The 23,334-nt window shown below is 67.6% G+C and carries 25 protein-coding genes and 1 pseudogene; 8 read left to right on the top strand and 18 right to left on the bottom strand.

All coding sequences use genetic code 11. The features are described from left to right. Nucleotides 1-5: 5 nt before the first annotated feature. The 6 genes from G6N43_RS06685 to G6N43_RS06660 all read right to left on the bottom strand — a co-directional run bounded on the left by G6N43_RS06685 (nt 6) and on the right by G6N43_RS06660 (nt 7,065). The gene (locus G6N43_RS06685) at nt 6-797 is read right to left on the bottom strand and encodes an SDR family NAD(P)-dependent oxidoreductase (protein ID WP_083153648.1); all 792 of its coding nucleotides are present in this window, start codon (nt 795-797) and stop codon (nt 6-8) included. Continuing rightward, nucleotides 784-1,413 carry an Rv0804 family intramembrane glutamic endopeptidase gene (locus tag G6N43_RS06680; RefSeq protein WP_083153646.1) on the bottom strand — a complete coding sequence of 210 codons (630 nt, stop codon included), beginning with the start codon at nt 1,411-1,413 and terminating at the stop codon, nt 784-786. The genes G6N43_RS06685 and G6N43_RS06680 overlap by 14 nt, the downstream gene beginning before the upstream one ends. Then, nucleotides 1,413-3,134, bottom strand: a complete 1,722-nt coding sequence (locus G6N43_RS06675; protein ID WP_179967980.1) for an alpha/beta hydrolase — start codon at nt 3,132-3,134, stop codon at nt 1,413-1,415. Before G6N43_RS06675 ends, G6N43_RS06680 begins: the two co-directional genes overlap by 1 nt. Continuing rightward, the gene (gene purL, locus G6N43_RS06670) at nt 3,131-5,449 is read right to left on the bottom strand and encodes a phosphoribosylformylglycinamidine synthase subunit PurL (protein ID WP_083153644.1); all 2,319 of its coding nucleotides are present in this window, start codon (nt 5,447-5,449) and stop codon (nt 3,131-3,133) included. Before purL ends, G6N43_RS06675 begins: the two co-directional genes overlap by 4 nt. Next, nucleotides 5,446-6,654 carry a cation:proton antiporter gene (locus G6N43_RS06665; RefSeq protein WP_083153642.1) on the bottom strand — a complete coding sequence of 403 codons (1,209 nt, stop codon included), beginning with the start codon at nt 6,652-6,654 and terminating at the stop codon, nt 5,446-5,448. Before G6N43_RS06665 ends, purL begins: the two co-directional genes overlap by 4 nt. Before the next feature lie 63 nt (nt 6,655-6,717). Beyond that, nucleotides 6,718-7,065, bottom strand: a complete 348-nt coding sequence (locus G6N43_RS06660) for a VOC family protein (protein WP_083153640.1) — start codon at nt 7,063-7,065, stop codon at nt 6,718-6,720. An 86-nt stretch (nt 7,066-7,151) separates the two neighbouring features. Here G6N43_RS06660 and G6N43_RS06655 point away from each other — a divergent pair, with 86 nt between their 5' ends. Continuing rightward, nucleotides 7,152-7,541: a nuclear transport factor 2 family protein gene (locus G6N43_RS06655; protein ID WP_083153638.1), complete on the top strand. Its 390-nt coding sequence runs from the start codon at nt 7,152-7,154 to the stop codon at nt 7,539-7,541. A 1-nt stretch (nt 7,542) separates the two neighbouring features. On the opposite strand, the gene G6N43_RS06650 is transcribed toward G6N43_RS06655, so the two are convergent. After that, nucleotides 7,543-8,796 (bottom strand): M18 family aminopeptidase, encoded by a 1,254-nt coding sequence (locus G6N43_RS06650; protein WP_083153636.1) that lies wholly within the window; start codon nt 8,794-8,796, stop codon nt 7,543-7,545. 52 nt (nt 8,797-8,848) lie between these two features. On the opposite strand from G6N43_RS06650, the gene G6N43_RS06645 reads away from it, so the two are divergent. Genes G6N43_RS06645 through G6N43_RS06635 form a run of 3 tightly spaced genes read left to right on the top strand, consistent with a single transcriptional unit; the run spans nt 8,849 to nt 11,463 of the window. Next, nucleotides 8,849-9,877, top strand: coding sequence for a Dyp-type peroxidase (locus G6N43_RS06645; RefSeq protein WP_083153634.1), 1,029 nt, complete (start codon nt 8,849-8,851; stop codon nt 9,875-9,877). Next, nucleotides 9,877-10,674 (top strand): family 1 encapsulin nanocompartment shell protein, encoded by a 798-nt coding sequence (locus G6N43_RS06640; protein WP_083153632.1) that lies wholly within the window; start codon nt 9,877-9,879, stop codon nt 10,672-10,674. Before G6N43_RS06645 ends, G6N43_RS06640 begins: the two co-directional genes overlap by 1 nt. Before the next feature lie 42 nt (nt 10,675-10,716). Next, nucleotides 10,717-11,463, top strand: a complete 747-nt coding sequence (locus G6N43_RS06635) for an SDR family NAD(P)-dependent oxidoreductase (RefSeq protein WP_083153630.1) — start codon at nt 10,717-10,719, stop codon at nt 11,461-11,463. Here G6N43_RS06635 and purQ read toward each other — a convergent pair. From purQ to G6N43_RS06620, 3 genes are read right to left on the bottom strand one after another with little or no spacing between them, the layout of a single operon-like run. Then, complete coding sequence (purQ, locus tag G6N43_RS06630; protein WP_083153628.1) at nt 11,460-12,134, bottom strand: phosphoribosylformylglycinamidine synthase subunit PurQ; 675 nt, start codon at nt 12,132-12,134, stop codon at nt 11,460-11,462. The two genes, G6N43_RS06635 and purQ, sit on opposite strands and share 4 nt — an antisense overlap. Continuing rightward, on the bottom strand, nt 12,131-12,382 hold the full coding sequence (purS, locus tag G6N43_RS06625; RefSeq protein WP_083153808.1) for a phosphoribosylformylglycinamidine synthase subunit PurS: 252 nt from the start codon (nt 12,380-12,382) through the stop codon (nt 12,131-12,133). The genes purQ and purS overlap by 4 nt, the downstream gene beginning before the upstream one ends. A 36-nt stretch (nt 12,383-12,418) precedes the next feature. Continuing rightward, complete coding sequence (locus G6N43_RS06620; protein ID WP_083153626.1) at nt 12,419-13,084, bottom strand: ATPase; 666 nt, start codon at nt 13,082-13,084, stop codon at nt 12,419-12,421. A gap of 44 nt (nt 13,085-13,128) precedes the next feature. Here G6N43_RS06620 and G6N43_RS06615 point away from each other — a divergent pair, with 44 nt between their 5' ends. Continuing rightward, a complete protein-coding gene (locus G6N43_RS06615) occupies nt 13,129-13,782 on the top strand; it encodes an MBL fold metallo-hydrolase (protein ID WP_083153623.1) in 654 nt (217 codons plus the stop codon). 70 nt (nt 13,783-13,852) lie between these two features. Here G6N43_RS06615 and G6N43_RS06610 read toward each other — a convergent pair whose 3' ends face one another. The 4 genes from G6N43_RS06610 to G6N43_RS06595 form a co-directional block, all read right to left on the bottom strand. Further along, nucleotides 13,853-15,496 (bottom strand): FAD-binding dehydrogenase, encoded by a 1,644-nt coding sequence (locus G6N43_RS06610; RefSeq protein WP_083153806.1) that lies wholly within the window; start codon nt 15,494-15,496, stop codon nt 13,853-13,855. A 24-nt stretch (nt 15,497-15,520) separates the two neighbouring features. Continuing rightward, nucleotides 15,521-16,225: a DUF2334 domain-containing protein gene (locus G6N43_RS06605; RefSeq protein WP_083153621.1), complete on the bottom strand. Its 705-nt coding sequence runs from the start codon at nt 16,223-16,225 to the stop codon at nt 15,521-15,523. A 67-nt stretch (nt 16,226-16,292) separates the two neighbouring features. After that, nucleotides 16,293-16,790 carry a glutathione peroxidase gene (locus G6N43_RS06600; RefSeq protein WP_083153619.1) on the bottom strand — a complete coding sequence of 166 codons (498 nt, stop codon included), beginning with the start codon at nt 16,788-16,790 and terminating at the stop codon, nt 16,293-16,295. 10 nt (nt 16,791-16,800) lie between these two features. Continuing rightward, the gene (locus G6N43_RS06595; protein ID WP_083153804.1) at nt 16,801-17,358 is read right to left on the bottom strand and encodes a TetR/AcrR family transcriptional regulator; all 558 of its coding nucleotides are present in this window, start codon (nt 17,356-17,358) and stop codon (nt 16,801-16,803) included. Nucleotides 17,359-17,441: 83 nt separating this feature from the next. On the opposite strand from G6N43_RS06595, the gene G6N43_RS06590 reads away from it, so the two are divergent. Beyond that, nucleotides 17,442-17,894 carry a DoxX family protein gene (locus tag G6N43_RS06590; RefSeq protein WP_083153618.1) on the top strand — a complete coding sequence of 151 codons (453 nt, stop codon included), beginning with the start codon at nt 17,442-17,444 and terminating at the stop codon, nt 17,892-17,894. On the opposite strand, the gene G6N43_RS06585 is transcribed toward G6N43_RS06590, so the two are convergent. Both G6N43_RS06585 and G6N43_RS06580 read right to left on the bottom strand, forming a co-directional pair. Next, a complete protein-coding gene (locus G6N43_RS06585; protein WP_083153616.1) occupies nt 17,850-19,967 on the bottom strand; it encodes a S9 family peptidase in 2,118 nt (705 codons plus the stop codon). The two genes, G6N43_RS06590 and G6N43_RS06585, sit on opposite strands and share 45 nt — an antisense overlap. After that, nucleotides 19,964-20,857, bottom strand: coding sequence for a phosphoribosylaminoimidazolesuccinocarboxamide synthase (locus tag G6N43_RS06580; protein WP_083153614.1), 894 nt, complete (start codon nt 20,855-20,857; stop codon nt 19,964-19,966). The genes G6N43_RS06585 and G6N43_RS06580 overlap by 4 nt, the downstream gene beginning before the upstream one ends. Before the next feature lie 30 nt (nt 20,858-20,887). Between G6N43_RS06580 and G6N43_RS06575 the strand changes: the two genes are divergently transcribed. Together G6N43_RS06575 and G6N43_RS06570 are read left to right on the top strand one after the other, a co-directional pair. Then, nucleotides 20,888-21,520 carry a hypothetical protein gene (locus tag G6N43_RS06575; protein WP_083153612.1) on the top strand — a complete coding sequence of 211 codons (633 nt, stop codon included), beginning with the start codon at nt 20,888-20,890 and terminating at the stop codon, nt 21,518-21,520. Nucleotides 21,521-21,586: 66 nt separating this feature from the next. After that, complete coding sequence (locus G6N43_RS06570) at nt 21,587-22,447, top strand: PDDEXK-like endonuclease domain-containing protein (RefSeq protein ID WP_083153610.1); 861 nt, start codon at nt 21,587-21,589, stop codon at nt 22,445-22,447. Between the two features lies 1 nt (nt 22,448). Here the strand turns inward: G6N43_RS06570 and G6N43_RS30845 are convergent, their stop codons facing one another. Then, complete coding sequence (locus G6N43_RS30845; RefSeq protein WP_263991949.1) at nt 22,449-22,700, bottom strand: hypothetical protein; 252 nt, start codon at nt 22,698-22,700, stop codon at nt 22,449-22,451. After that, nucleotides 22,694-23,329 (bottom strand): annotated as a pseudogene (locus G6N43_RS06565) (SLAC1 family transporter); the annotation flags it as partial. The pseudogene G6N43_RS06565 and the gene G6N43_RS30845, both read right to left, overlap by 7 nt. Nucleotides 23,330-23,334 lie beyond the last annotated feature (5 nt).

The following is a 23,334-nucleotide window of genomic DNA, read 5'->3' as shown; positions in this document are numbered from 1 at the left end:
ACGTCTCAGTCGGGGAAACCGAACATCTTGACGACCCCGTGGTCGCGGCCCGCGGTGTAGCCGCCGTCGACCGCGATCGCCTGCCCGGTGACGAACGACGCATCCGTCGACACCAAAAACGCTGCCATTGCGGCGATCTCATCGGGCCGGCCCCTGCGCTGCAACGCATGTTCTTCGGTGATGGACTGCAGCGGCTCTGCCATACCCTCGAACCCCATCACGCTCTCGAGCATCGGCGTGTCGATGAAACCGGGGCAGATGGCGTTGGCGCGGATACCGCTCGGGCCGTAGTCCAGCGCGATGTTCTTGGTGAGCAGCACGACGCCGCCCTTGGACGCGTTGTATGCGCTACCGCCCGCCGTGCCTTCCAGGCCCTCGACGCTGGCAAGGGCCACGATCGACCCGCGCTCGCCGTCGACCCGCGGCTGTTCGATCATCTTGGCCAGCGCGGCCTTCGCGACGACGAACGTGCCGGTGAGGTTGATCGAGATGACCCGTTCCCACTCCTCTTTGGGGAGCAGGTGGACCGGCCCGCCACCGGCCACGCCCGCCGAGTGGACCACGCCATCGACACGGCCCTCAGCCGCGGCGAACACGGCGGCGACCGCGTCTTCGTCGACGACATCCGCGGCGACGAACCGGAACCGCTCGCCGAGATCCTCGGTGGGCGCGGTCAGGTCGGTACCGATCACCTCACCGCCCTCGGCCAGCAGCCGCCGGGCGGTGGCCAGGCCGATGCCTGACGCCGCACCGGTGACGACGAATGTTCTTGCCGCGACTCTGTCAGCGCTGACCATGGGCAGACCTTATGCGTTGCACGGTAAGTGCCGCGACTGCTCCCGACTCATTGAGTGCCAGATGCGCCAGCATCGGCGCGATCAGTCCGCCCGAACGGTCGTAGAGCCAGCCGAAGGCCCACCCGGCCAGCCCGGTGACACGCACCGTCGGCACCACGGGCTCGCCGGTGCTGCGCGCGTCGTGGATGTGCGACAACCCGAATGCCGCCGCCTGCACCAGCGGGCCGCCCGTGGGCCCGAACGCGTCGGCGGCGACGGTGCCCAGCGCACCGCGGAAGGCCGCCTCCTCCGACCAGACGGTCCCCAGTGGGATGCCGAGCAACAGCCATTGCAGAACGCCGGCGGGCAGGTCGCGGCCGGCCATCTCCGCCCGCACCCGCGGTAACGCCGCGCTCAGCGCGACGGACAGGACGATCGGGACGGCGGCGCCGAGGCCGAGGCGAGCGCCCGCCGCGGGCTGGCGAATACCCAGCGGGGCACGGGTCAGCGCGGCCAGCGCCGTGCTGACGACGGCGTGTGGAACGGGGTGCCAGCGCGATGGCAGCCGGGGTACCACCAGGCTCCACGCGACGAGCGCCGCCGCCAGGCCCAGAGCCCGAATCCTCTTGGCTTTCACTAGTATTCGGGACCGTCTTCGGATTCCGTCTTCTGCATTGCAATGCGGATGCGCTCGGTGTCCTCGGGGGTCCAGCCGTCGGGCGGGGCGACGGCGACCCAGCCGTCGAGGATGAAGTCACCGTAGTTGTGGCCGTGCCCGGCAGGTACCGAACTGGCGTTGGTCATGTCGACGGCGACCTGCCAGAACGTGATGATCGGGTACCACCTCATCGACGCCGTGCGGTCGCGGCCGGGCGGTTCCTTCAGCCAGTCCGGTCTGGTGAACAGCAGGTCCGGCGACCACCACACCACCGGATCGGACGGGTGCTGCATGAACAGCACGCGGGTGCCCTCCCACGGTGCCGCCGCCACCGCGGCGATCTCCTGCGCGTCGATGGCCTCGGTGAAGCGTACGGTGCGGCCGTTGTCGTAGCGTGGCCTGATCTCCGGGGTGCCGGGGTCGCGGCGCGCGGTGATGGCACGCCACAACGGGCTCGCGTTGGGCGGGCCCACCCACAGCACCGACGAGAAGCCCATCTCGGCGATGTCGGGCAGCCACGCGAACGCACCCTGGCCCGCCATCGACCCGAGGCTCTCGCCGTAGAGCACCAGCTTCGGCCGCCGGTCCGGGGGCAGTTTCGCCCACCTTTCGTGGATCGCGTTGATCATCATGCGGCCGGAGTGCATCGACTTCTGCTGATCACCCAGGAACGAGATCCAGCTCGGCAGATACGAATACTGCGAGCCGACGAGTGCGGTGTCGCCGTTGTACATCAACTCGATCGACCGCGCGGCGATGGGGTTGATCCACCCTGTGCCGGTGGTCGGGATGATCACCAGCAGCTTGCGCTCGAACGCGCCGGTGCGCTCGAGTTCACTGAGCAGCACCGCCATTCGCTGTTCGTCGGTGTCCGCGGTCTGCAGTCCCACGTACGCGCGGATGGGCTCCTTGGCGGGTCGGCCGTTGATGCGCGTCAGCTCCTCGGCGTCCGGGCCGGTCGCGACGAAATTGCGGCCCTGGTACCCCAGTGTGTCCCATGGCGCGAAAGACATTGGGCTGCCGGATCTTTCGGGATCCAGCGGCTGGACGATCCCGGGCCGCGTGGTGAAATTCTGCGGCTGGAACACCCGGTTCGCTCCGGCGAGGAAGCCACGAACGAGGACGCCGTTGATCAGCGTGATGGCCAGCACCACGACGATCGCGGTGCCGATGAACAGGGCCACCTCGTCGTTCAGCCGCCAGCGCCGGATCAAGTACCGCGCCATCAGCTTGATCAGGTCGATCAGTACCCGGGTGGTACTCACGCACGCGGCGGCGACGAGCACCGCGATGATCAGCGTCCGCAGGTATCCGAGAGTGTTCGGACCTTCCATGCCCACCACCGCCGACACCTGGCGCTGCCACGCGGCGGCGGGAATCAGCATCAGCACACATGCCCCGACGGCCAGCACCACCGTCGCGGTCTTCATCGCGTACTGCACCGCCTTCGACGGCCGCCACCGGCGTCGGCCGATCACGAAGCGGCTGACCATCCGCCAGGCGAACACGCCGATGCCGTAGCCGATGGCGGCGTTCAGCCCGCCGATCAGCCCCTGGAACAGCCAGTCCCTCGGCAGAAGGGACGGCGTAAGCGACAGGCAGAAGAACAGCGCACCGAACGCGATGCCGACGAAATCGAGTCGGACCAGGCTCCATGCCCAGACGAGTAGTGGGTGTCGTTCGCGGGTCTGCGCACTCACCCGAACAACCCGGGAAGCACGCCCTCCGACGTGCTTCGCAGGTCCTCCAGACTTGCGGTAAACAGACCCTGCACCTCGACGGCGGCCTGTCCCGGCTCCGGCCCGGGATCGACGACACCGATGCGGGTCGCGGGCAGTCCGCGCGCCTCACACATCGCCACGAACCGGCTCTCCTCGGTCCGCGGCACCGCGACGAGAACACGGCCCGTCGACTCCGAGAACAGCGTGACGAAGGGATCGGCATTCTCGGGAATGATGATGCGGCAACCGGTTTCACCGGCCAGCGCGGCCTCGACGACCGCCTGGATCAGCCCGCCCTCGGACAGATCGTGCGCGGCGGACACCAGCCCGTCCCGCGATGCGGCCGTCAACACCTCGGCGAGCAGCTTCTCGCGCTCCAGATCGACCTTCGGCGGCAGGCCACCCAGGTGGTCGGCGGTGACCTGCGCCCAGATCGAACCGTCGAACTCGTCGTAGGTGTCCCCGAGCAGGATCAGCGTCTCTCCCGGTTCGGTGCCCAACCCGGTCGGGATGCGGCGCCGCACGTCGTCGATGACGCCGAGCACACCGACGACCGGGGTCGGCAGAATCGGCGTGGTCCCGGTCTGGTTGTAGAAACTGACGTTGCCGCCGGTGACCGGAATGCCAAGTGCGGCACAGCCATCGGCGAGGCCACGCACCGCCTGGCTGAACTGCCACATGACACCGGGATCTTCGGGTGAGCCGAAGTTGAGGCAGTTGGTGACCGCGACCGGGGTGGCGCCGGTGACGGCGACGTTGCGGTACGCCTCGGCCAGTGCCAGCTGCGCACCCGCATAGGGGTCGAGTGCGGTGTAACGGCCGGACGCGTCGGTCGAGATAGCGATGCCCCGCCCGGTCTCCTCGTCCACCCGCAACACGCCGCCGTCGGCGTGCTCGGCCAGCACCGTGTTGCCGCGGACGTAGCGGTCGTACTGCTCGGTGATGAACGCGCGGCTGCACAGATGTGGACTGCCGAGCATCGCAAAGAGAGTCGCGCGCAGCTCTTCGCCTGTCGAGGGCCGCGGCAGCTTCGCGGACGTGTCGGCGTTAAGCGCGTCCTGGGCGTCGGGCCGCTGCACGGGGCGCTCGTAGACGGGACCCTCGTGTGCGACGGTGCGCGGCGGTACGTCGACGACTGTTTCGCCGTGCCAGGTGATTTCGAGGCGGTCGCCGTCGGTGACCTCGCCGATGACGGTGGCCAGCACATCCCACTTGCGGCACACCGCCATGAACGCCTCGACGTTCTCCGGTGCGACGACAGCGCACATGCGTTCCTGCGACTCGCTCGACAGTATCTCCGCAGGTGTCATGTTCTCGGCACGCAGCGGCACGGCGTCCAGCTCGATCCGCATACCTCCGTCACCCGCCGACGCGAGTTCGGATGTCGCGCAGGACAATCCGGCGCCGCCGAGATCCTGGATGCCGACGACCAGTTTCTTGGCGTACAGCTCGAGGCAGCACTCGATGAGCACCTTCTCCATGAACGGGTCGCCGACCTGTACCGAGGGCAGTTTCTTGCGTCCCGGCGCCCCGCTCTCGTCGCCCCCGAAGGTGTCCGACGCCAGCACCGAGACGCCACCGATGCCGTCGAGTCCGGTGCGCGCCCCGAACAGGATTATCTTGTTGCCGGTGCCGGACGCGAACGCCAGGTGCAGGTCCTCTTTGCGCAGGACGCCCACGCAGAGCGCATTGACCAACGGGTTGCCGGCATAGGAGGCGTCGAACACCGTCTCACCGCCGATGTTCGGCAGGCCGAGCGAGTTGCCGTAGCCACCGATGCCGCGGACGACGCCGTCGACGACGCGGCGGGTGTCGGGTGCGTCCGCCGCGCCGAAGCGCAACTGGTCCATCACCGCCACGGGGCGAGCGCCCATCGCCATGATGTCGCGCACGATGCCGCCGACGCCGGTGGCCGCACCCTGGTAGGGCTCGATGTAGGACGGGTGGTTGTGGGACTCGACCTTGAAGGTGGCCGCCCACCCGTCGCCGATGTCCACCACGCCGGCGTTCTCACCGATACCCGCAAGCATCCCTGCCCGCATCGCTTCGGTGGTGGTCTCACCGAAGTACCGCAGGTGCACCTTCGAAGACTTGTAGGAGCAGTGCTCACTCCACATCACCGAGTACATCGCCAGTTCGGCGTCGGTGGGCCGACGGCCGAGGATTTCGCGGATCCGCTGATACTCGTCGTCCTTGAGGCCCAGTTCGCGGTGCGGCTGAGGTTGGTCCGGAGTGGCGGCGGCACGGTCGACGGTGTCAGGAACATTCAAGCCGTGGGTTAGCTCCGACGTCACGCGGTCAGTCTAGTTTGCGAGTGGCCCCGGGCGTGCGCGGCCGCGGGCGCGCCGATTCCGTGCAGCACCACGCTGCCGAGGACCACCACGACGGTGGCCAGCAGCGCCTGGTCGGCGGCGTCGCCCGCCAGCACGTTGAACGCCAGCAGACCGAACACGATCGAGGTCGTGCCGCGCGGCCCCAACCAGCCGATCAGCACCCGCTCGCGCCACGAGAACCCCGTACCGATCAGCGCCACCAGGATCGGCACCATGCGAACCAGTGTCAGGGCCATCAGGCAGAAGACCAGCATGGCGACCGGGACGCCGGCGGACAGCGCCAGGACCGTCACGGCACCGAAGACGAACCACATCGCCGCGGTGAGCAGCGCACCGACGTCGTCGACGAGCTCGAGGTCTCGGCGGAAGCTCGGCGAGCGTCGCAGATAGTTCAGCGCGATACCGCAGACGAACGCGGCGACGAACCCGCTGCCGGAGATCGCCACGCTCATCCCGTACGACAACAGCGGTGCGGTGACCAGGATGAGCCGCTTCGACTGGTCGGTCATCAGGTCGCGCCGCTCGGCGGCGTTGGCCGCGACGGCCAGCAGCGCACCGACAACGAGACCGACGATGATGGCCTTGATCGCTTGCGGCAGAGCCGAACTCAGCGCTTGCAGCGGAGTCGCGCCGCGCGACTCGTCGCCGGCGAGCACGAGCGCGAAGATGAACACCGGCGACACGATTCCGTCGTTGTAGCCTCCCTCGACTTTCAGTGCGTTGCGGATGCGCTCGGGTACCCGCCCATCGCGCAGGATCGACGCCGCAGGCGCGAAATCGATGGGGACCACGACGCAGGCGATGACGAGCAGCACCGCCCAGTCCAGGCCCGGGAGCAGCCACTCGCCCAGCAGCACGGACGCCACCAGGCTCAGCGGCATCGCCACGAACAACAGCCGTACCGCGGCACGCCGTTCGGTGCCGAAGAGGCCGCCCCGAACGTCGGTGGCGTCCAGGAACAGCAGCACCGCGAGAATGATCTCGGCGATGCTCTGGGCGAATTCGGCGTCGAGTGAGGATTCGAGCCCTCCCCGGAGGGGGAAGCCGACAGCCACACCCGCGAGCACCAGGATCATCGGCGCCGTCACCCGCCACCGTTCCAGGCGCTTGGCGCCGAGCGCCCAGCCGGCCACCACGACCGACAGGACGATCAGCGACGCCAGCACGCGAGCGATCTTTCCAGCGAAACGCCCCTCACCGGCGCCGAAGTGCGGTTCTGGTCGTCGGGGTCAGCCGCCCGCGACGCAGAACGCGTTGCCCTCGGGGTCGGCCATCACGACCCAACTGAAGTCCTCCCCGAAGCTGTTACGTCCGGTCTCCCGAGCGCCGAGACCGACCAGCCGCGCCACCTCGGCCTCCTTGTCGGCGGCGTAGAAGTCCAGATGGACCTTGTTCTTTCCGGGCGTCGGATCAGGTACCCGCTGGAAGCCCAGCGTGGGTCCCCCTTCACTGGCGACCATGACGAATTCGCCTGGCGCGACGGCATTGACGTCGCCCCCGGCGGCGCGCGCCCACCAGTCGGCGAGCGCGTCAGGGTCGACGCAGTCGAACGTGATCATCTCCACCTTGAGTGCCATGGTCTTGACGCTAGAGCAGCCGGGTGACAAGAGCGCTTACGTCGCACGTAATTGAGCGGGCCCGCAATCGCCCGCACGCTTGGGCCATGACCGAAACCCAAACCCAACCCAAGTTCAGCGCCGAGATGTGGGCGGCCTTCTGGGCCGCTCCCGCCGAGTCACGTATCGGAGACATCCTGGCCGACGACATCGTCGGCTACTGGCAGGGCGAGCCGACGCCGGTGCGCGGCCGCGATGCGTACACCGCGAAGATCGTCGAACTCGTCAACGAGGTGCCCGACCTGCGGCTGCAGCTCGTCGACAGCGCCACCGTGGACGGCAGCGCCCCCGGCGAACAACTGGTGTACCTGCACTACGTCGGACGCGGCACCGGACCCGACGGTCCGATTGCGATCCGCGGCCTCGACCGGGTCCGCAGCCGCGACGGCATCGTCGTGGAGAACGTCATCCGCTACGACTCGGTCGATCCCGAGTGAATCAGGCCGGGGCGAGGAACGCGCCAAGGGCCGCCGCGTAGGCCGCGACGTCGTCGGCACCCATGACCTCACGCGCCGAATGCATGGCCAGTTGGGCCGCACCCACATCGACCGTCGGAATGCCGGTGCGTGCCGAGGTCATGGGTCCGATGGTGGACCCGCACGGCAGATCGGCCCGGTGCTCGTAGCGCTGTAGCGCGACGCCGGCCTGCTCACACGCCAGCGCGAACGCGGCCGAGGTCCGGCCGTCGGTGGCATAGCGCAGGTTCGGCTGAACCTTGAGCACCGGGCCCGCATTGACCTCGATGGGGTGGCCCGGCTCATGGCGCTCGGGATAGTTCGGATGCGTGGCGTGGGCCATGTCGCCCGACGCCACCATCGATCCGGGCAGCCTGCGCAGGAACTGCTCCCGACCGCCTCCTTCGGCCAGGGTGATGCGCTCCAGCACGGTGAGCAGCAGTTCGGACTGTGCGCCGTGATCGGACTGCGAACCGACCTCCTCATGGTCGAACAGCGCCAGCACCGGGGTGTACCGGCCGGGCTCGGCCGCCAGGAAACCTTCCAGGCCCGCGTAGCAGGTCGCCTGGTTGTCCAGCCGCGGCGCACTGAGCAGCTCCTGTCCGGCACCGACGAGCCGCGACGGGGCGAGGTCGTGGGTCATCAGGTCCGCGCCCAGGACATCGGCGACGTCGACGCCTGCGCGCTCGGCCACGTAGCCGAGGAAGGACCGGGTGCCGCTGCCGACGCCCCAGACGGCGTTGACATGGCGCTGCGGGTCCAGTGATACCGACTTGCGGTCCTCGGCGAGATGGATCGCCAGCTGTGGCACACGCAGAATCGGGTCGTCGATACGGATCAGCCGGTGGTCGATCGCGTTTCCCGTCCGGACCGACAGCCGTCCGCTGATGCCCAGATCGCGGTCCAGCCACGAGTTGAGCCACGCCCCGCCGTACGGCTGCAGCGCCACCACCTGCCAGCCCGACACGAACCGGTCCGGGTGCTGTTTGACGCGCAGGTTCGGGCTGTCGGTGTGGGCGCCGACGATCCGGAACGCGCTGTCGGGGTCGGCGGACTGCCAGGCCACCAGTGAGCCCGCACGCACGGTGAAGAAGCGTCCCTGGCCGGGCCACGCATCGCCCTCCGAGAGCTCGGTGAAACCGGCCGCGCGCAACCGGTCTGACGCCGTCGCGCAGACATGGAACGGAGAGGGCGACGCATCGATGAACTCACACAGGCCCTGTGGACTTGCCGACATGGTTCTTCATCTTCTCCGATCATCGCCCGGGATCTTGAATTAGGGTCGAACGGTGCCCGCCCCACTGCCACAGCCGGTGACAGCGCCGCTCACACCTGCCGCCATCTTCCTGGTGGTGACCATCGACGAGGGCGGCGAGGCGGCCGTACACGACGGGCTGCCCGACATCTCCGGACTGGTGCGTGCGGTCGGCTTCCGCGACCCCGACAAGAAGCTGTCGGTGGTGACGTCGATCGGATCCGACGCGTGGGACCGGCTGTTCTCGGGCCCGAAGCCCAAGGAGCTGACGCCGTTCATCGAGTTGAACGGCGGACGCCATCACGCGCCGTCGACCCCCGGCGACCTGTTGTTCCACATCAAGGCGGTCTCGCTGGACATGTGCTTCGAGCTGGCGGGCCGTATCGTCAAGGCGCTCGGCGCCGTCACCGTCGTCGACGAAACCCACGGTTTCCGCTTCTTCGACAACCGCGACCTGCTCGGCTTCGTCGACGGAACGGAGAACCCGGACGGCCCACTTGCGGTGTCCGCCACCGAGATCGGCGACGAGGACCCCGATTTCGCCGGCGGCTGTTACGTCCACGTGCAGAAGTACGTGCACAACATGGCGGCGTGGGACGCGCTGTCGGTGACCGAGCAGGAGCTGGTGATCGGCAGAACCAAGCTCGAGGACATCGAGATGGCCGACGACGTGAAACCGGCCAACTCCCACATCGCGCTCAACGTCATCGAGGACGAGGACGGCACCGAACTCAAGATCGTGCGGCACAACATGCCGTTCGGCGAGGTCGGAAAGGGCGTGTACGGAACGTATTTCATCGGCTACTCCCGCACGGCGGCGGTCACCGAGAAGATGCTGACCAACATGTTCATCGGCGACCCGCCGGGCAACACCGACCACATCCTCGAGTTCTCCACCGCGGTGACCGGAGGCAAGTTCTTCACGCCGATCACCGATTTCCTCGACAACCCGCCCCCGCTGCCGGCTTCGGATCCGGCAGCAGAACACGACGATGACCAGCCCGCCGACGTGCCCATCCGGGACGGTTCGTTGCGCATCGGCAGCCTGAAAGGAACCCGTTGATGAACAACCTGTATCGCGAGCTCGCTCCGATCACCGAATCGGCTTGGGAAGAAATCGAATTGGAGGCCACGCGCACGTTCAAACGCAACATCGCCGGACGTCGCGTCGTCGATGTCAGCGAGCCGGGCGGCCCGGTGACCGCGGCCGTCAGCACCGGCCATCTGCGCGATACCACCCCACCCGCTGACGGCGTCGTGGCCCACCTGCGCGAAAGCAAGCCGCTGGTGCGGCTGCGGGTTCCGTTCACGCTGAGCCGCACCGACATCGACGACGTCGAGCGGGGCGCGCAGGACTCCGACTGGGATCCCGTCAAGGACGCCGCCAAGAAGCTGGCGTTCGTCGAGGACCGCGCGATCTTCGAGGGCTACGACGCCGCATCCATCGAGGGCATCCGGGCCTGCAGCAGCAATCCTTCGCTGGCGCTGCCCGACGACGCCCGCGACATCCCCGACGTCATCTCCCAGGCGCTGTCGGAGCTGCGGCTCGCCGGTGTCGCAGGCCCGTATTCGGTACTGCTTTCGGCCGACGTGTACACGAAGGTCAGCGAGACCACCCAGCACGGCTATCCGATCCGCGAACACCTCAACCGGCTGGTGGACGGCGACATCATCTGGGCGCCCGCCATCGACGGCGCATTCGTGTTGTCCACCCGCGGCGGCGATTTCGACCTGCAGCTGGGCACCGATGTGTCGATCGGCTACCTCTCCCACGACGCCGGCACCGTCCAGCTGTACCTGGAGGAGACGTTGACGTTCCTCTGCTACACCGCGGAGGCATCGGTCGCCCTGACCCCATAAGTGTTCTGGAATAAACGGTCCTGAATACGACTTGCCCAGTGCATGACCAACACTTTCAACGGCAGCACAGCACTTGTGACCGGGGCTACCGCAGGTATCGGGCGCGCGATCGCACTCGAACTCGCACGTGAGGGAGCCGAGGTGATCGTGCACGGCCGCAACGCCGAGCGCGGCGCCAAGGTCGTCACAGAGATCGAGAACAGCGGCGGAAAGGCCCGGTTCATCGGCGCCGATCTGTCCGATCCCGACGACGTCCGGCGGCTTGCGGCCGAGGCCGGACAGGTGGACGTCCTGGTCAACAATGCCGGCGTGTACGCGATGGCGCCGACGTTCGAAACCGTCGACGCCGACTTCGACTTCCACTTCGACACCAACGTCCGCGCCCCGTACATCCTGGTCCAGCAGCTGGTGCCAGGCATGATCGAACGCGGCCACGGTTCGGTCGTCAACATCAGCACCATCGGCGCGACCACCCCCGCCGCGGGCGCAGGCCTCTACGGCGCCAGCAAGGCTTCGATCGACCTGCTGACCAAGCTGTGGGCCGACGAGTTCGGCGAAACCGGGGTCCGCGTCAACACCGTCTCTCCGGGACCGGTGCGGACGGAGGGGACGGCGGAGCTCGGCGACTTCATCGACGGCGTCGCCCGCACCACGGCGATGAAGCGGCTAGGCGAACCGGAGGAGATCGCGCGGGCCGTGGCCTTTCTCGCCTCCCCCGGCGCCGGTTACGTCAACGGCGCCGTGCTGCAGGTCGGCGGCGGAGCGCCGGCGATCCGGCCCGCGGCCTAAGCGGCCAGCACCGAGTCCAGGGCGGAGTAGAACAGGCCGAGCCCGTCGTCCGACGGGCCGGTCAGCGCCTCGGTGGCGTGCTCGGGGTGCGGCATGAGGCCGACCACCCGGCCGTTGGCCGACGCGATGCCCGCGATGTCACGCATCGACCCGTTCGGGTTGTCGCGGTACCGGAAGACGACCCTGCCCTCACCCTCGAGCTTGTCGAGCACGGCCTCGCTGGCGACGTATCGGCCCTCACCCGACTTCAGCGGGACCAGCAGGTCGGCGCCCACCTCGTAGCGCGAGGTCCACGCCGTCGAGTTCGACACCACCTCGAGCCACAGGTCCCGGCAGACGAAGTGCAGACCGGCGTTGCGTGTCAGCGCTCCCGGCAGGAGGCCCGCCTCGCACAGGATCTGAAACCCGTTGCAAATCCCAAGAACCGGAAGGCCCTGCGCGGTGGCGCGGATGACCTCGCCCATCACCGGAGCGAACTTCGCGATGGCCCCGGTCCGGAGGTAGTCGCCGTAGGAGAAGCCGCCGGGCACCACCACCGCGTCGACCCGCTTGAGGTCGGCGTCGGCGTGCCAGAGGCTGACGGCTTCGCCGCCCGCCAGCCGGACCGCCCTGGCGGCGTCGACGTCGTCGAGTGTGCCCGGAAATGTGATGACGCCCACCCGGGCGCTCATGAGTCGTTCTCCGCCGGTTCCCGGCTCACACTCCAGTCCTCGATGACGGTGTTCGCCAGCAGCGATTCGGCGATCTCGGCGAGTGTGTCGTCGTCGATGCTGTCGTCGACCTCGAGCTCAAATCGCTTGCCCTGCCGTACATCTGAGACGCCTCCGAACCCGAGACGTCCCAGCGCGCCGACGATCGCCTGCCCCTGAGGGTCGAGGATCTCGGCCTTGGGCATTACATTCACCACCACCCTTGCCACGGCGATCACTCTACCTGCGGGTTCGGCCGGCACGCCTCACCGGCACGATCCGAGATACACATCGCACAGCGGGGCGGCCATCGCGTCGAGCACCTGCTGGTCGGGCACCGCAGGCCAGGGCACCAGCGGCGGCAGAGTCGACCACATCGCCAGTTCGACGACGGTGCTGCTGGCCGGGTCGGCGAGCAGGTACTGATGGATCACCCGCTGACCGGCGACGCTGATCACCGCCGCCAGGCGCAACGGCTCGCTGGTGGTGATCGACGGGGACGCCAGCGGCGCGGTGACCTGGCAGTCCCTCAGCCGGGTCCTGGCCTGATCGAGGGTCGCGGCCGCCGTCGGACCGAAATGCGCGGTGTCGCCGCGCCAGTGCACGACCTGCGCCCGCAGCTGCCACTGCCCGGGCGGATTGGGCACCGTCGCCTGCGCGGCCACGGCATAGTTGCGGGCGTCGCCGATGATCGGCGGGGACAAGCAGACCTCCTCGAAGGTGAACCGCGGGGCGGGCGCTGTGACGGCGACATTGGCGAGGCCCGGCCAGTGATAGACGTCGTAGAGCGGCACCGCGGTGGGCTCGATCCACGCTCCGTCGGGGATCGCGTCGCAGATCGGCGGGCAGACACCGGGCACGGCAGTGGCCGACGTGCCTGGGGCGATGACCAACCCGTATGTGGCGACGGCCAACGCCAGCAACAATCGCACGTCCGAAGTACCCCCTGGGGAATCCCTGCGCGCACAATATAGGCATGCAATTGACGCATTTCGGCCATTCCTGCCTACTCGCGAACTTTCGTGACGATTCCGCGAACGAGACCACGATTCTGTTCGATCCTGGTGTGTTCTCTCACGGATTCGAGGGCATCACGGGTCTGTCCGCCATCCTGATCACCCATCAGCACCCCGACCACGCCGATACGTCGCGCCTGCCAGCTCTTCTGGACGCCAACCCGCAGGCGGCGCTCTACGCCGATCCGCAGACCGCCGCACAGCTCGGCGGCTCATGGCAGGCGGTGCACGCCGGCGACGAATTCAGCGTCGGCCACCTCACCGTGCGGGGCACGGGCGGGCGCCACGCGGTGATCCACCCGGAAATCCCTGTGATAGACAACATTTCGTATCTCATCGGCGACGGCAGCCACGCTGCACGGCTCATGCATCCCGGCGATGCGCTGTTTGTTCCCGGCGAGCCGGTCGACGTGCTCGCGACGCCTGCCGCCGCACCGTGGATGAAGGTCTCGGAGGCGGTGGAGTATCTGCGCGCGGTGGCACCGGCACATGCGGTGCCGATCCATCAGGGCTTCGTCAATCCCGATGCGCGCGGCATCTTCTACGGCCGGCTGGAAGAGATGACGGATACTGACTTCCAGGTGCTCGAGGAAGAAAACGGCACGGACTTCTAATTCGCGAGCAGTCGCAAAGTGCACAATTTCTTCGGCGTGTCGGGGCCCTTGCGTCTGTTCGCGACTTGGTTTACGCGGTATCGCGTGCCGCCGCCCGGCCCGCCGCGCGTCCGGAGAACACGCACCCACCCAGGAACGTGCCCTCGAGCGAGCGGTACCCGTGCACGCCGCCGCCACCGAACCCGGCGGCCTCCCCCGCGGCATACAGACCGCTGAACACCGATCCGTCGTGTCGCAGTGCCCGGGAGTCGAGGTCGGTTTCCAAGCCGCCCAACGACTTACGGGTGAGGATGTGCAGCTTGACCGCGATCAACGGACCCGCCTTGGGGTCGGTGATCGGGTGCGGTGCCACGACGCGGCTGATCCTGTCGGACAGGAAGGCCCGCGCTCCGCGGATGGCGGTGATCTGACTGTCCTTGGTGTACTTGTTGACGACCTCGCGGTCGCGGGCGGTGACCTCCGCCTCGACCTGGTCGTAGTCGAGCGGTTCGACGTCGGGCACCGCGTTCATCTTGGATACCAACTCGCGCAAGGAGTTCGCCGTCACGAAGTCGACGCCCTTGTCGATGAACGCCTGCACGGGCGGCGGCGGGCCCGGCCGGATGCGGGCCAGCACCTGGCGCACGCTGCGCTCCGTCAGATCCGGGTTCTGCTCCTGACCCGACAGCCCGAACTCCTTCTCGATGATGCGAGCGTTGAGCACGTACCACGTGTAGTCGTGACCGGTCTGGGCGATGTACTCCAACGTCCCGAGCGTGTCGAAGCCGGGATAAAGCGGTGGCGGCAACCGCTTTCCGGTGGCATCCAGCCACATCGACGACGGACCGGGAATGATCCGGATGCCGTGCAGCGGCCAGATCGGGTCGTAGTTGGTGATGCCCTCGGTGTAGTGCCACATCCGGTCGCTGTTGATCACGCGTGCGCCCGCCGACTCGGTGATACCGATCATCCGCCCGTCGACGTGCGCGGGCACTCCGCTCAGCAACTGTTCGGGCACCCGGCCCATCCGCTTCGGCCAGTTCTGCCGGACGAGGTCGTGGTTGCCGCCGATCCCCCCGCTGGCGACGATAACCGCTTGCGCCCGGAACTCGAACTCGCCGACGGTGTTTCGCGATGACGCCACACCGCGCGGGTCGTTCGACGGTTCCAGCACCGCGCCACGGACACCGACGGCGGCGCCGTCCTCGACGATCAGTTCGTCGACGCGACGCCGGTGTTCGAATCGGACGTCGGCGTTGTCGCGCAGGCGACGGGCGAAGACCTCGACGATCGCGGGTCCAGTGCCCCAACTGATGTGAAACCGCGGCACCGAGTTGCCGTGTCCGCGAGCGTCGTAGCCGCCGCGTTCGGCCCACCCGACCACCGGGAACGTCTTGAGTCCGCGCTCGTGCAGCCAGCCGCGTTTCTCCCCCGCGGCGAAGTCGACGTACGCGTGGGCCCACTGCCGCGGCCAGTGGTCCTCGGGCCGGTCGAATCCCGCCGAGCCGAGCCAGTCCTGTAGCGCCAGCTCGTGGCTGTCGCGGATACCCAACCGGCGCTGCTCGGGGCTGTCGACGAAGAACAGCCCGCCGAACGACCAGTACGCCTGGCCCCCGACGTTGTTGGCGTTCTCCTGGTCGACGATCAGGACCTTCCGTCCGCGTTCAGCCAGTTCACATGCGGCGACCAGTCCGGCCAGACCCGCCCCCACCACGATGACATCAGCGTCTGCCATGGCCGCCACGTTAGCGGGCGGTGGCTATGCGGCGTCTGTCAATGCGCTGTACGGCGTCCATCGGTACACCGCGGGTGTGCACCGGTGCATCAGCGCGAGGTCGACGGCGTCGAGCATCGCCTGCCGGGGCGCGGGCCGGCGTAGGTGACGGGCGGCGACGGCGACGCGCACGATACCGTCGCGCCGGGCCGTGCGTTCGGCCGACAGTACGAGCGTGCGACACCACCAGGGTTCGCTCAGAAATCCCTCGCCGATGCCGAGTACCCGTGCCCGGATTGCCGTGTGGCGCACCAGGTCCATGATCTCGGTCAATGCCGCCGCTGCCCGAAAACCGTTGCGGGGCAGGGCCGTAACCGTTCCCGGCGACAACGTCCAGCCCGGTGCGGCGAACAGGCGCGTGCGCAGCCCCACTTGCTCCATCACCCGGTCGGCGGCCATCAGCCGCAGATTGGCTTCGTGCGCAGGCAGAGTCGCGAACTCGCCTCGCCGCTTTTTGGTGGCGGCCTCGTCGAAACCGTGCAGCACGATGGCGTCGCCGGCGTCGCGGCGGGCGGTGAGCCATCCGACCGTCGCTGCGTCGTCATCGAGCCGGTATCCACCCTTGATTCGGGGCGCCACCAGAAACGACACCGGCACGCCGCGGGCGTCGAGCGAACCGCAGAAGTCGTCGACTTCGGCCATGGTGCGGTCGCTGATGCCGGAGATCGAGACGATCAGTTGTCCAGCCACGCCCTCAGTGTGGCAACGTCAGGTGTCGCGACGGTGTCCAACACCCGTACTGCAGTTGTCTTTTCGGCTATCGCGGCAGGACTTCTTCGATGGCCGCGATCACCTCGGGGGCGTCGGGTTCGGTCCGCGGCCGGATGCGCTTGACGACCTTTCCGCCGGGCGCCAACAGAAACTTCTCGAAGTTCCACTGGATGTCGCCCGCATCGCCCGCATCGTCGGGCGTCTTGGTCAGCTCGGCGTAGAGGGGATGGCGGTTCTCTCCGTTGACGTCGGTCTTCTCCAGCAGCGGGAACGTCACCCCGTATGTGGTCGAGCAGAACTCGGCGATCTCCTCGGCCGTACCCGGCTCCTGTCCCATGAACTGGTTGCACGGCACACCGATGACGGTCAGGCCGCGGTCCCGGTAGTCCTTGGCCAACTTCTCCAACGCGGTGTACTGCGGTGTGAGGCCACATTTGGAGGCGACGTTGACCACCAGTGCGGCACCGTCGGCGAGTTGGCCGAGTGTGGTCGGTTGACCGTCGAGCGTGGTCAGTGGGATGTCGGTGAGCGAAGTATCGGTCATGACTGGCACGCTACCGTGTCTTGAACAGCATGCCTGCGACACGGTGCACGGTCTCCATCGGATCGCCGTCGGTGTCGATCGCCTTGTTGAGCCACAACAGCGAAAAGCCATGCACCAGAGACCAGGCCGCCAACGCCGCGGCTTGGGGGTCCTTCGCGGCGCGCGCATCGTCGAGGGTGCCGACGCCCCGCCGCAACTCCGCACCCGCCGCCTCCTGCGCCGCGAGCAACTCGGGGTTGTCGGGATCGACGAGCGAGCGGTCGAACATCACGGCGTAGTGCCCGGGATGGTCGAGCGCGAACCGCACGTAGGCCAGCGCCGCCTCGACGAAATCGGGTCTGGCCCCGGTGAGCGCCTCGGCCAGCAGTCGCCAGCCCTGGGCGGACAGCGCGGTGAAGAGGCCCCGACGATCGGTGAAGTGATGCGCAGGCGCCGCATGCGACACCCCGGCTTCCCTGGCCAGTTCGCGTAGCGAGATCCCGTCAGCGCCACGCTGGGCCACGAGTTCGGCGGCCTGCGCCAGGATGACGGCCTTCAGGTCGCCGTGGTGATAGGAAGCCCTGCTCATGTCGGCCATCATAACCGGGAATCTTGACAATGCCTAGATTGTTGCCTATGTTGCATCTTGCCACTGTCTAGATTGGAGTCGTCATGGCCGCCATCGTCACACTCGTGCTCGGCACTCTCGCCGCGCGCCTGGCCGGTTGGCTGGGGGTGGACTACGTCGACAGCTGGCCGTCCGCGATCGCCGTCGGTCTCGCCGCGATGTTCGTGCTTACCGGCGTCGCGCACTTCGTCAATCCGCTGCGACGCGACATGATCGCGATCGTCCCGCCGCGGCTGCCGGCTCCCGGGCTGCTGGTCAGCATCACCGGCGTCCTCGAACTCGCGGGCGCCGCGGGACTGCTCTATCCGCCGACACGGGTCGCCGCGGCCGCATGCCTGTTCCTGCTGATGCTGGCGATGTTCCCGGCGAACGTGTACGCGGCGCGGATGCCCAACCCGCCGAAGTCCATGACCACGCGGCTCGACCTCCGCACCCTCGAGGAGGTCGTCTACCTAGGCGCCGCCACCGTCGTGGTCGGCTTTGGCGGCATCCAATAGCCACGCGTATTGGAACGCCGTCTCTTTCCACCGTTCGTAGCGTCCGCTGATACCACCGTGGCCCGCGTTCATCTCGGTCTTGAGCAGCACCGACGGTGCACCGCCCGCGGTGTGCCTCAGCGCGGCAACCCATTTCGCCGGCTCGACGTACAGCACCCGGGTGTCGTTCAGCGACGTCATGGCCAGGATCGGCGGGTAGTTCTTCGCCTCGACGTTCTCGTACGGCGAGTAGGACTTCATGTAGTCGTAGACTTCTTTGTCCTGCAAGGGGTTTCCCCACTCGTCCCACTCGGTGACCGTCAGCGGTAGCGACGGGTCGAGGATGGTGGTCAGCGGGTCGACGAAGGGCACCAGGGCGAGCACACCCGCGAAGAGCTCCGGAGCCATATTGGTGACGGCCCCGACCAGCAGGCCACCCGCGCTGCCGCCGTAGGCGACCATGTTCTCCGGCCGGGTGATGTCGGTGTCGACGAGATGCTGTGCGACGGCGATGAAATCGGTGAAGGTGTTCTTCTTCTCGAGCAGCTTTCCGTGTTCGTACCACGGCCGGCCGAGCTCCCCTCCGCCGCGCACATGCGCGACCGCGAACACCATGCCGCGGTCGAGCAGCGACAGCCGGGCGATGGAGAACCGCGGGTCCTCGCACGACTCGTAGGCCCCGTAGCCGTAAAGCATCAACGGGGCGGGGTACTGCAGGCCGATGCGGTGGACGATCGAGATCGGCACGCGCGCACCGTCGGAGGCGACGGCCCAGTCCCGGCGCTCCACGTAGTCCTGCGGCCGGTAGTCACCCAGCACCGGTTGCTCGCGCAGCAGTGTGCGCTCACCCGACGCCAGGTCGACGTCGTAGATCCGCAGCGGGATGACGAACGACGTGGCGCCGATCCGCAGCTTCGGCGAGCTCCAGTTCGGGTTTCCGGCAAGGCCCGCCGACATCAGTTCGGATTCGAAGGTGAGGTCCTCGGGATGGCCGTAGGTGACGTTGGCCCCCGTATTCACGATGGGCCAGAGCTGGATCTTGGGCAGCGCCTCACTGCGATAGCCGACGACCAGGTGCCCCTCGAATGCGTCGACGGAGTCGAGTCGCACGTCGTCGCGGTGCTCGATCAGGGTGCGCAGGGCGGTGGGGTCGGCCACCGGCGCCTCGACAAGCGTGAAGTTCTCGGCGCCGTCGTTGTGCAGGATCAGGAACCGGTCCTCACCGCCGACGATGGCGTGTTCCACCGAGTACTCGACGAGTTCGCGGCGTGGCCACACCGGGGTGAACTCCGTCTGTGGGTCGGCGGCGTCGCCGTAGCGGACCTCGGAGGTGACGGCGGAGCCCGCAGCGATGAGGATGAACTTGTCGCTGCGGGTGCGCCCGACCGCCAGCCAGAACTTCTCGTCGGGTTCGTGGTACACCTGCTCGGCGGGCAGCCCGGATCCGATGCGGTGCCGCCAGACGGTGTCGGGGCGCCACGCGTCGTCCACCGTCGTGTAATAGACGGTGCGGTTGTCGGCGGCCCACGTCACGCCTGCGGCGATGCCGACGATCTCGTCGTCGTACAACTGCTGTGTACGTAAATCCTTGAATCGCAGGGTGTATCGCTCGTCACCCTTGGTGTCGACCGAGTACGCGATGATGTTTCCGTCCAGACTCACCGACGCGGCGCCCAGCGCGAAGAAGTCGTGCCCCTCGGCCTCGGCGTTCTCGTCGATGAGGATCTGCTCGCCAGGGATCTCGGTCTGTTCGTCGAACTGCGGTGGTACCCAGTCGCCGACATCGGTTACTGGGCAACGGCAGTGCACGTTGTACTGCTTGCCCTCGAAGCTGCGACCGTAGTACCACCAGTCGCCGCGGCGTGTCGGCACCGAGAGGTCGGTCTCCTTGGTGCGGGCCTTGATCTCGTCGAAGATCTTCTGCCGCAACGGCGCAAGCGTCGCGGTGGCATGCTCGGTGTATGCGTTCTCGGCCTCGAGATAGGCAATCACGTCGGGGTCGGACTTGTCGCGCAGCCATTCGTAGGGATCGATGAAGACGTCACCGTGGTACTCCCTGCGATGGTCGACCCGTTTGGCGATGGGCGGCTTCACGCACTCGCTCCGATCCAGTCGTCGAACTTCAGGCCCGAGATGCGTTCGTAGGCTTCGATATAACGCGCCCGGGTGGCATCAATGATGTCGGCGGGCAGCGGCGGTGGCGGGGTGTCGCCGTTGCGGTCCCAGCCGGACTCCGGGCCGATCAACCAGTTGCGGACGAACTGCTTGTCGAAGCTGTTCTGCACGACGCCTTCCTGATAGTCGTCGGCGCGCCAGTATCTGCTGGAGTCCGGTGTGAAGATCTCGTCGGCCAGTCGCAGGTTGCCGTCCTTGTCGACGCCGAACTCGAACTTGGTGTCGGCGACGATGATGCCCTTGGTCAGCGCGTGGTCGGCGCCCTGGATGTAGGTCTTCAGGGTGAGCTCCCGCAGTTGGTTGGCCCGCACCGCGCCCACCATCTCGATCACGTCGTCGAACGAGATGTTCTCGTCGTGGGCGCCCAGCTCGGCTTTGGTCGCCGGTGTGAACAACGGCTCGGCGAACTTACTGGCCTCGACCAGACCGGGCGGCAGCGCGATGCCGCACACCGAGCCCGTCTTCTGGTAGTCGATCAGCCCGGAGCCGGTCAGGTAGCCGCGCGCCACGGCCTCGACGGGCATCATCTCGAGCTCCTCGACCACGAGCGCGCGGCCAAGCGCTTCCTCGGGGATGCGCGGGTCGTCGGGTGGGCCTGCCAGGTGGTTTGGCGCCTCAACGTAGTCGAAGAAGAAGACGCTCATGGCGGTCAGGATGCGACCCTTGTCGGGGATCTGGCTGTCGAGGATGTAGTCGAAGGCCGAGATGCGATCGGTGGCGACGAACAGCAGGTGCCCGTCGTCGATCCGGTACAGCTCGCGGACCTTGCCACTGGCCAGATGTTGGTAGTCGGACAGAGCTGGGCGCATCGGGCCAGCTTATCGGGCAGCATCTGGTCCATGAGTTCGCGGTTTCTCCCTTATGCCACCACGCCCTCGCGCCTGCTGGCCCAGTTGATCAGCGATGCCGTCGTGATCACCTGGACGGTGATCTGGGTGTTGGTCGGAATGGCGGTGCATGCCGCGGTGTCGACGATCGCCGAAGTGGGCCGTCGGGTCCAGACCGGCGCCAACGGCGTCGCCGACAACCTCAACTCGGCAGGCGACAGCACCGACGACTTCCCGCTCGTCGGCGACTCGCTGGCCAGGCCCCTGCGCGCGGCCGCGCAAGCGGCGCTGGATATCGCAGGCGCCGGGCAGAGCCTGGATTCGACGGCGTCGTGGCTGGCGTGGGTGCTGGCGTTGGCGGTGGCCGCCCCGCCGATTCTGTTCATCGCGATGCCGTGGCTCTTCCTGCGCATCCGGTTCTTCCGCCGCAAGTGGATCGCGATCACGCTGGCCCGGACACCCGCCGGCGAGCAGCTGCTCGCGATGCGGGCGCTGGCCAACCGGCCGCTGGGCAAGCTGCTCGCGATACATCCCGATCCCGTAGGCGCCTGGCGCGGACACGACGCGGCGGCGATACAGGGACTCGCGGCGTTGGAGCTGCGCGCCGCCGGAGTACAGCGATTTCGGCGTGCTCAGTCTCGCTGAGGGTGACCCAGCACGCCGAATCCGCAATTGAGGGAACCGACGACGGGCGGTCGACGTCCATTACGCATGCTCGAGGAATTCCTGCGCCGACACGACGGCGTCATCACCCTGGCACAAGCGAGGTCTGCGGGCCTCTCCAAACAGGCGGTGAGCCGTCGAGTGACGGCAGGAAAATGGCTGCGGTGTTCGCGACGGGTGTACTTCGCCGACGACAGGGAGTTCACCCATGCAGCGCGAATACGCGCAGCGGTCTGGGGCTACGGCGACCGTGCCGTCGGCAGCGGCTTGGCCGCCGCGTGGTGGCACGGCCTCACCCGATTCGCACCCGACATCGTCGAGGTGACGGTGCCCCGCGACAGCAACGGCCGCTGCCACGACGGTTCGGTCGTGCGTCGTCGCGACCTGAACCCCGCGGACGTCGTCGAACACAACGGACTGCGGGTGACCGCACCGGCGCTGACGATCGTCGAGGCGGCCGTGCGCAGGGGCGGTGGCGCCAAGCTGATGGACGCCGCGCTGCAACGAGACGCCGAACTCCGCGACCTCTGGCGCACGCATCTACGCAACAAGGGCCGCTACGGTTCACCGGCGGCGCGACGACTCCTTGCGGCCGCGTCCGACGGCGCCCGGTCGGAAGCCGAACGCATTCTGGTGAAGCTGCTGCGCACCGCGCACATCGACGGCTGGCAGGCCAACTACCGCGTCGGCGGTTACACGATCGACGTGGCCTTCGCCGCGCAGCGGGTCGCGATCGAAGTCGACGGATGGGCCTATCACAGCCAGGCCGCCGACTTCCAGATCGACCGCGAGCGGCAGAACGACATCGCGCTGCAGGGCTGGCAGGTGCTGCGGTTCACCTGGCTGGACCTCACCGAGCATCCACAACGAGTGCTCAGCATCATTCGTACTGCGATTTCGGCGTGCTAAGTCAACGTGAGCGAGACCTAGCACGCCGAAACCGCAAAAAAGCGTCGCCGGCGACGACGAGCCACGCCGCCAACGCCACCCAGAAGAACACCAGCGACAGCGCGACCAACCACCGCCAACCGGTTTCCACCGCCGTCGCATATGTCGCCGACGAGTACATGCCGATCGGAAAGACCGCGGGCCAGCCCAGCCCACCGATCGTCGTATGACCACGACAAGAAGCACGGGGATCCACGCCGTCGCCACGATCCACGTCGCTATCGTCACCGCGCGCACACCGTCGGCGATCGGCCCCGGTATCAGGATGCGATGCAGATGATCGCCGGCCAGCGTCGCAATCGCTATGCCGCCCATCAGAATCCAGACATTCGGTTGCGCTAGTTCGGGCGACGACGCGTCGTGCCGCACCCGCCACAACACCAGCGTCGTCATCGCCACGTACACAACCAGACCAAGCAGCCAGAACACGACGGCCCAGAACAAGACGTCGAGCTGTGCTGAGACGATCGCCAACCCAGACGTCGCAACCGCCGCCAGTTCCCAGCCGCCGTGCGCCCGGTCGCGCAGGCCGGTCCAGCGGTGCCGCCACATCGACCGCATCGCCAACGGCACCAACGACACCCAGCCCTGTAACGCCAGGCCCGCCAACATCCAGAGCACGAACCTATGCTCGGCCAGCCTCGCACCCACCACCGCGCACGCGGCGATATAGCTGAACAGCGGCAACGTCACATTGGGATCGCGCATGTCGAATTCGCGCCACGCCCTGGCCGTCATCACCATCAACACCGGAAGTCCCACCGCCGCAACAACGATGAGAATCACGCTGACGACGTCAATCCCGTGGTCCGCGGCCGCGATCGACACGATGCCGGTCGCCATGACCG

The sequence above is a fragment of the Mycolicibacterium moriokaense genome, from assembly GCF_010726085.1.
Taxonomy (GTDB): Bacteria; Actinomycetota; Actinomycetes; order Mycobacteriales; family Mycobacteriaceae; genus Mycobacterium; species Mycobacterium moriokaense.
The sequence above is the reverse complement of the archived record's forward strand: the minus strand, read 5'-3'. Positions and strand labels throughout refer to the sequence as shown.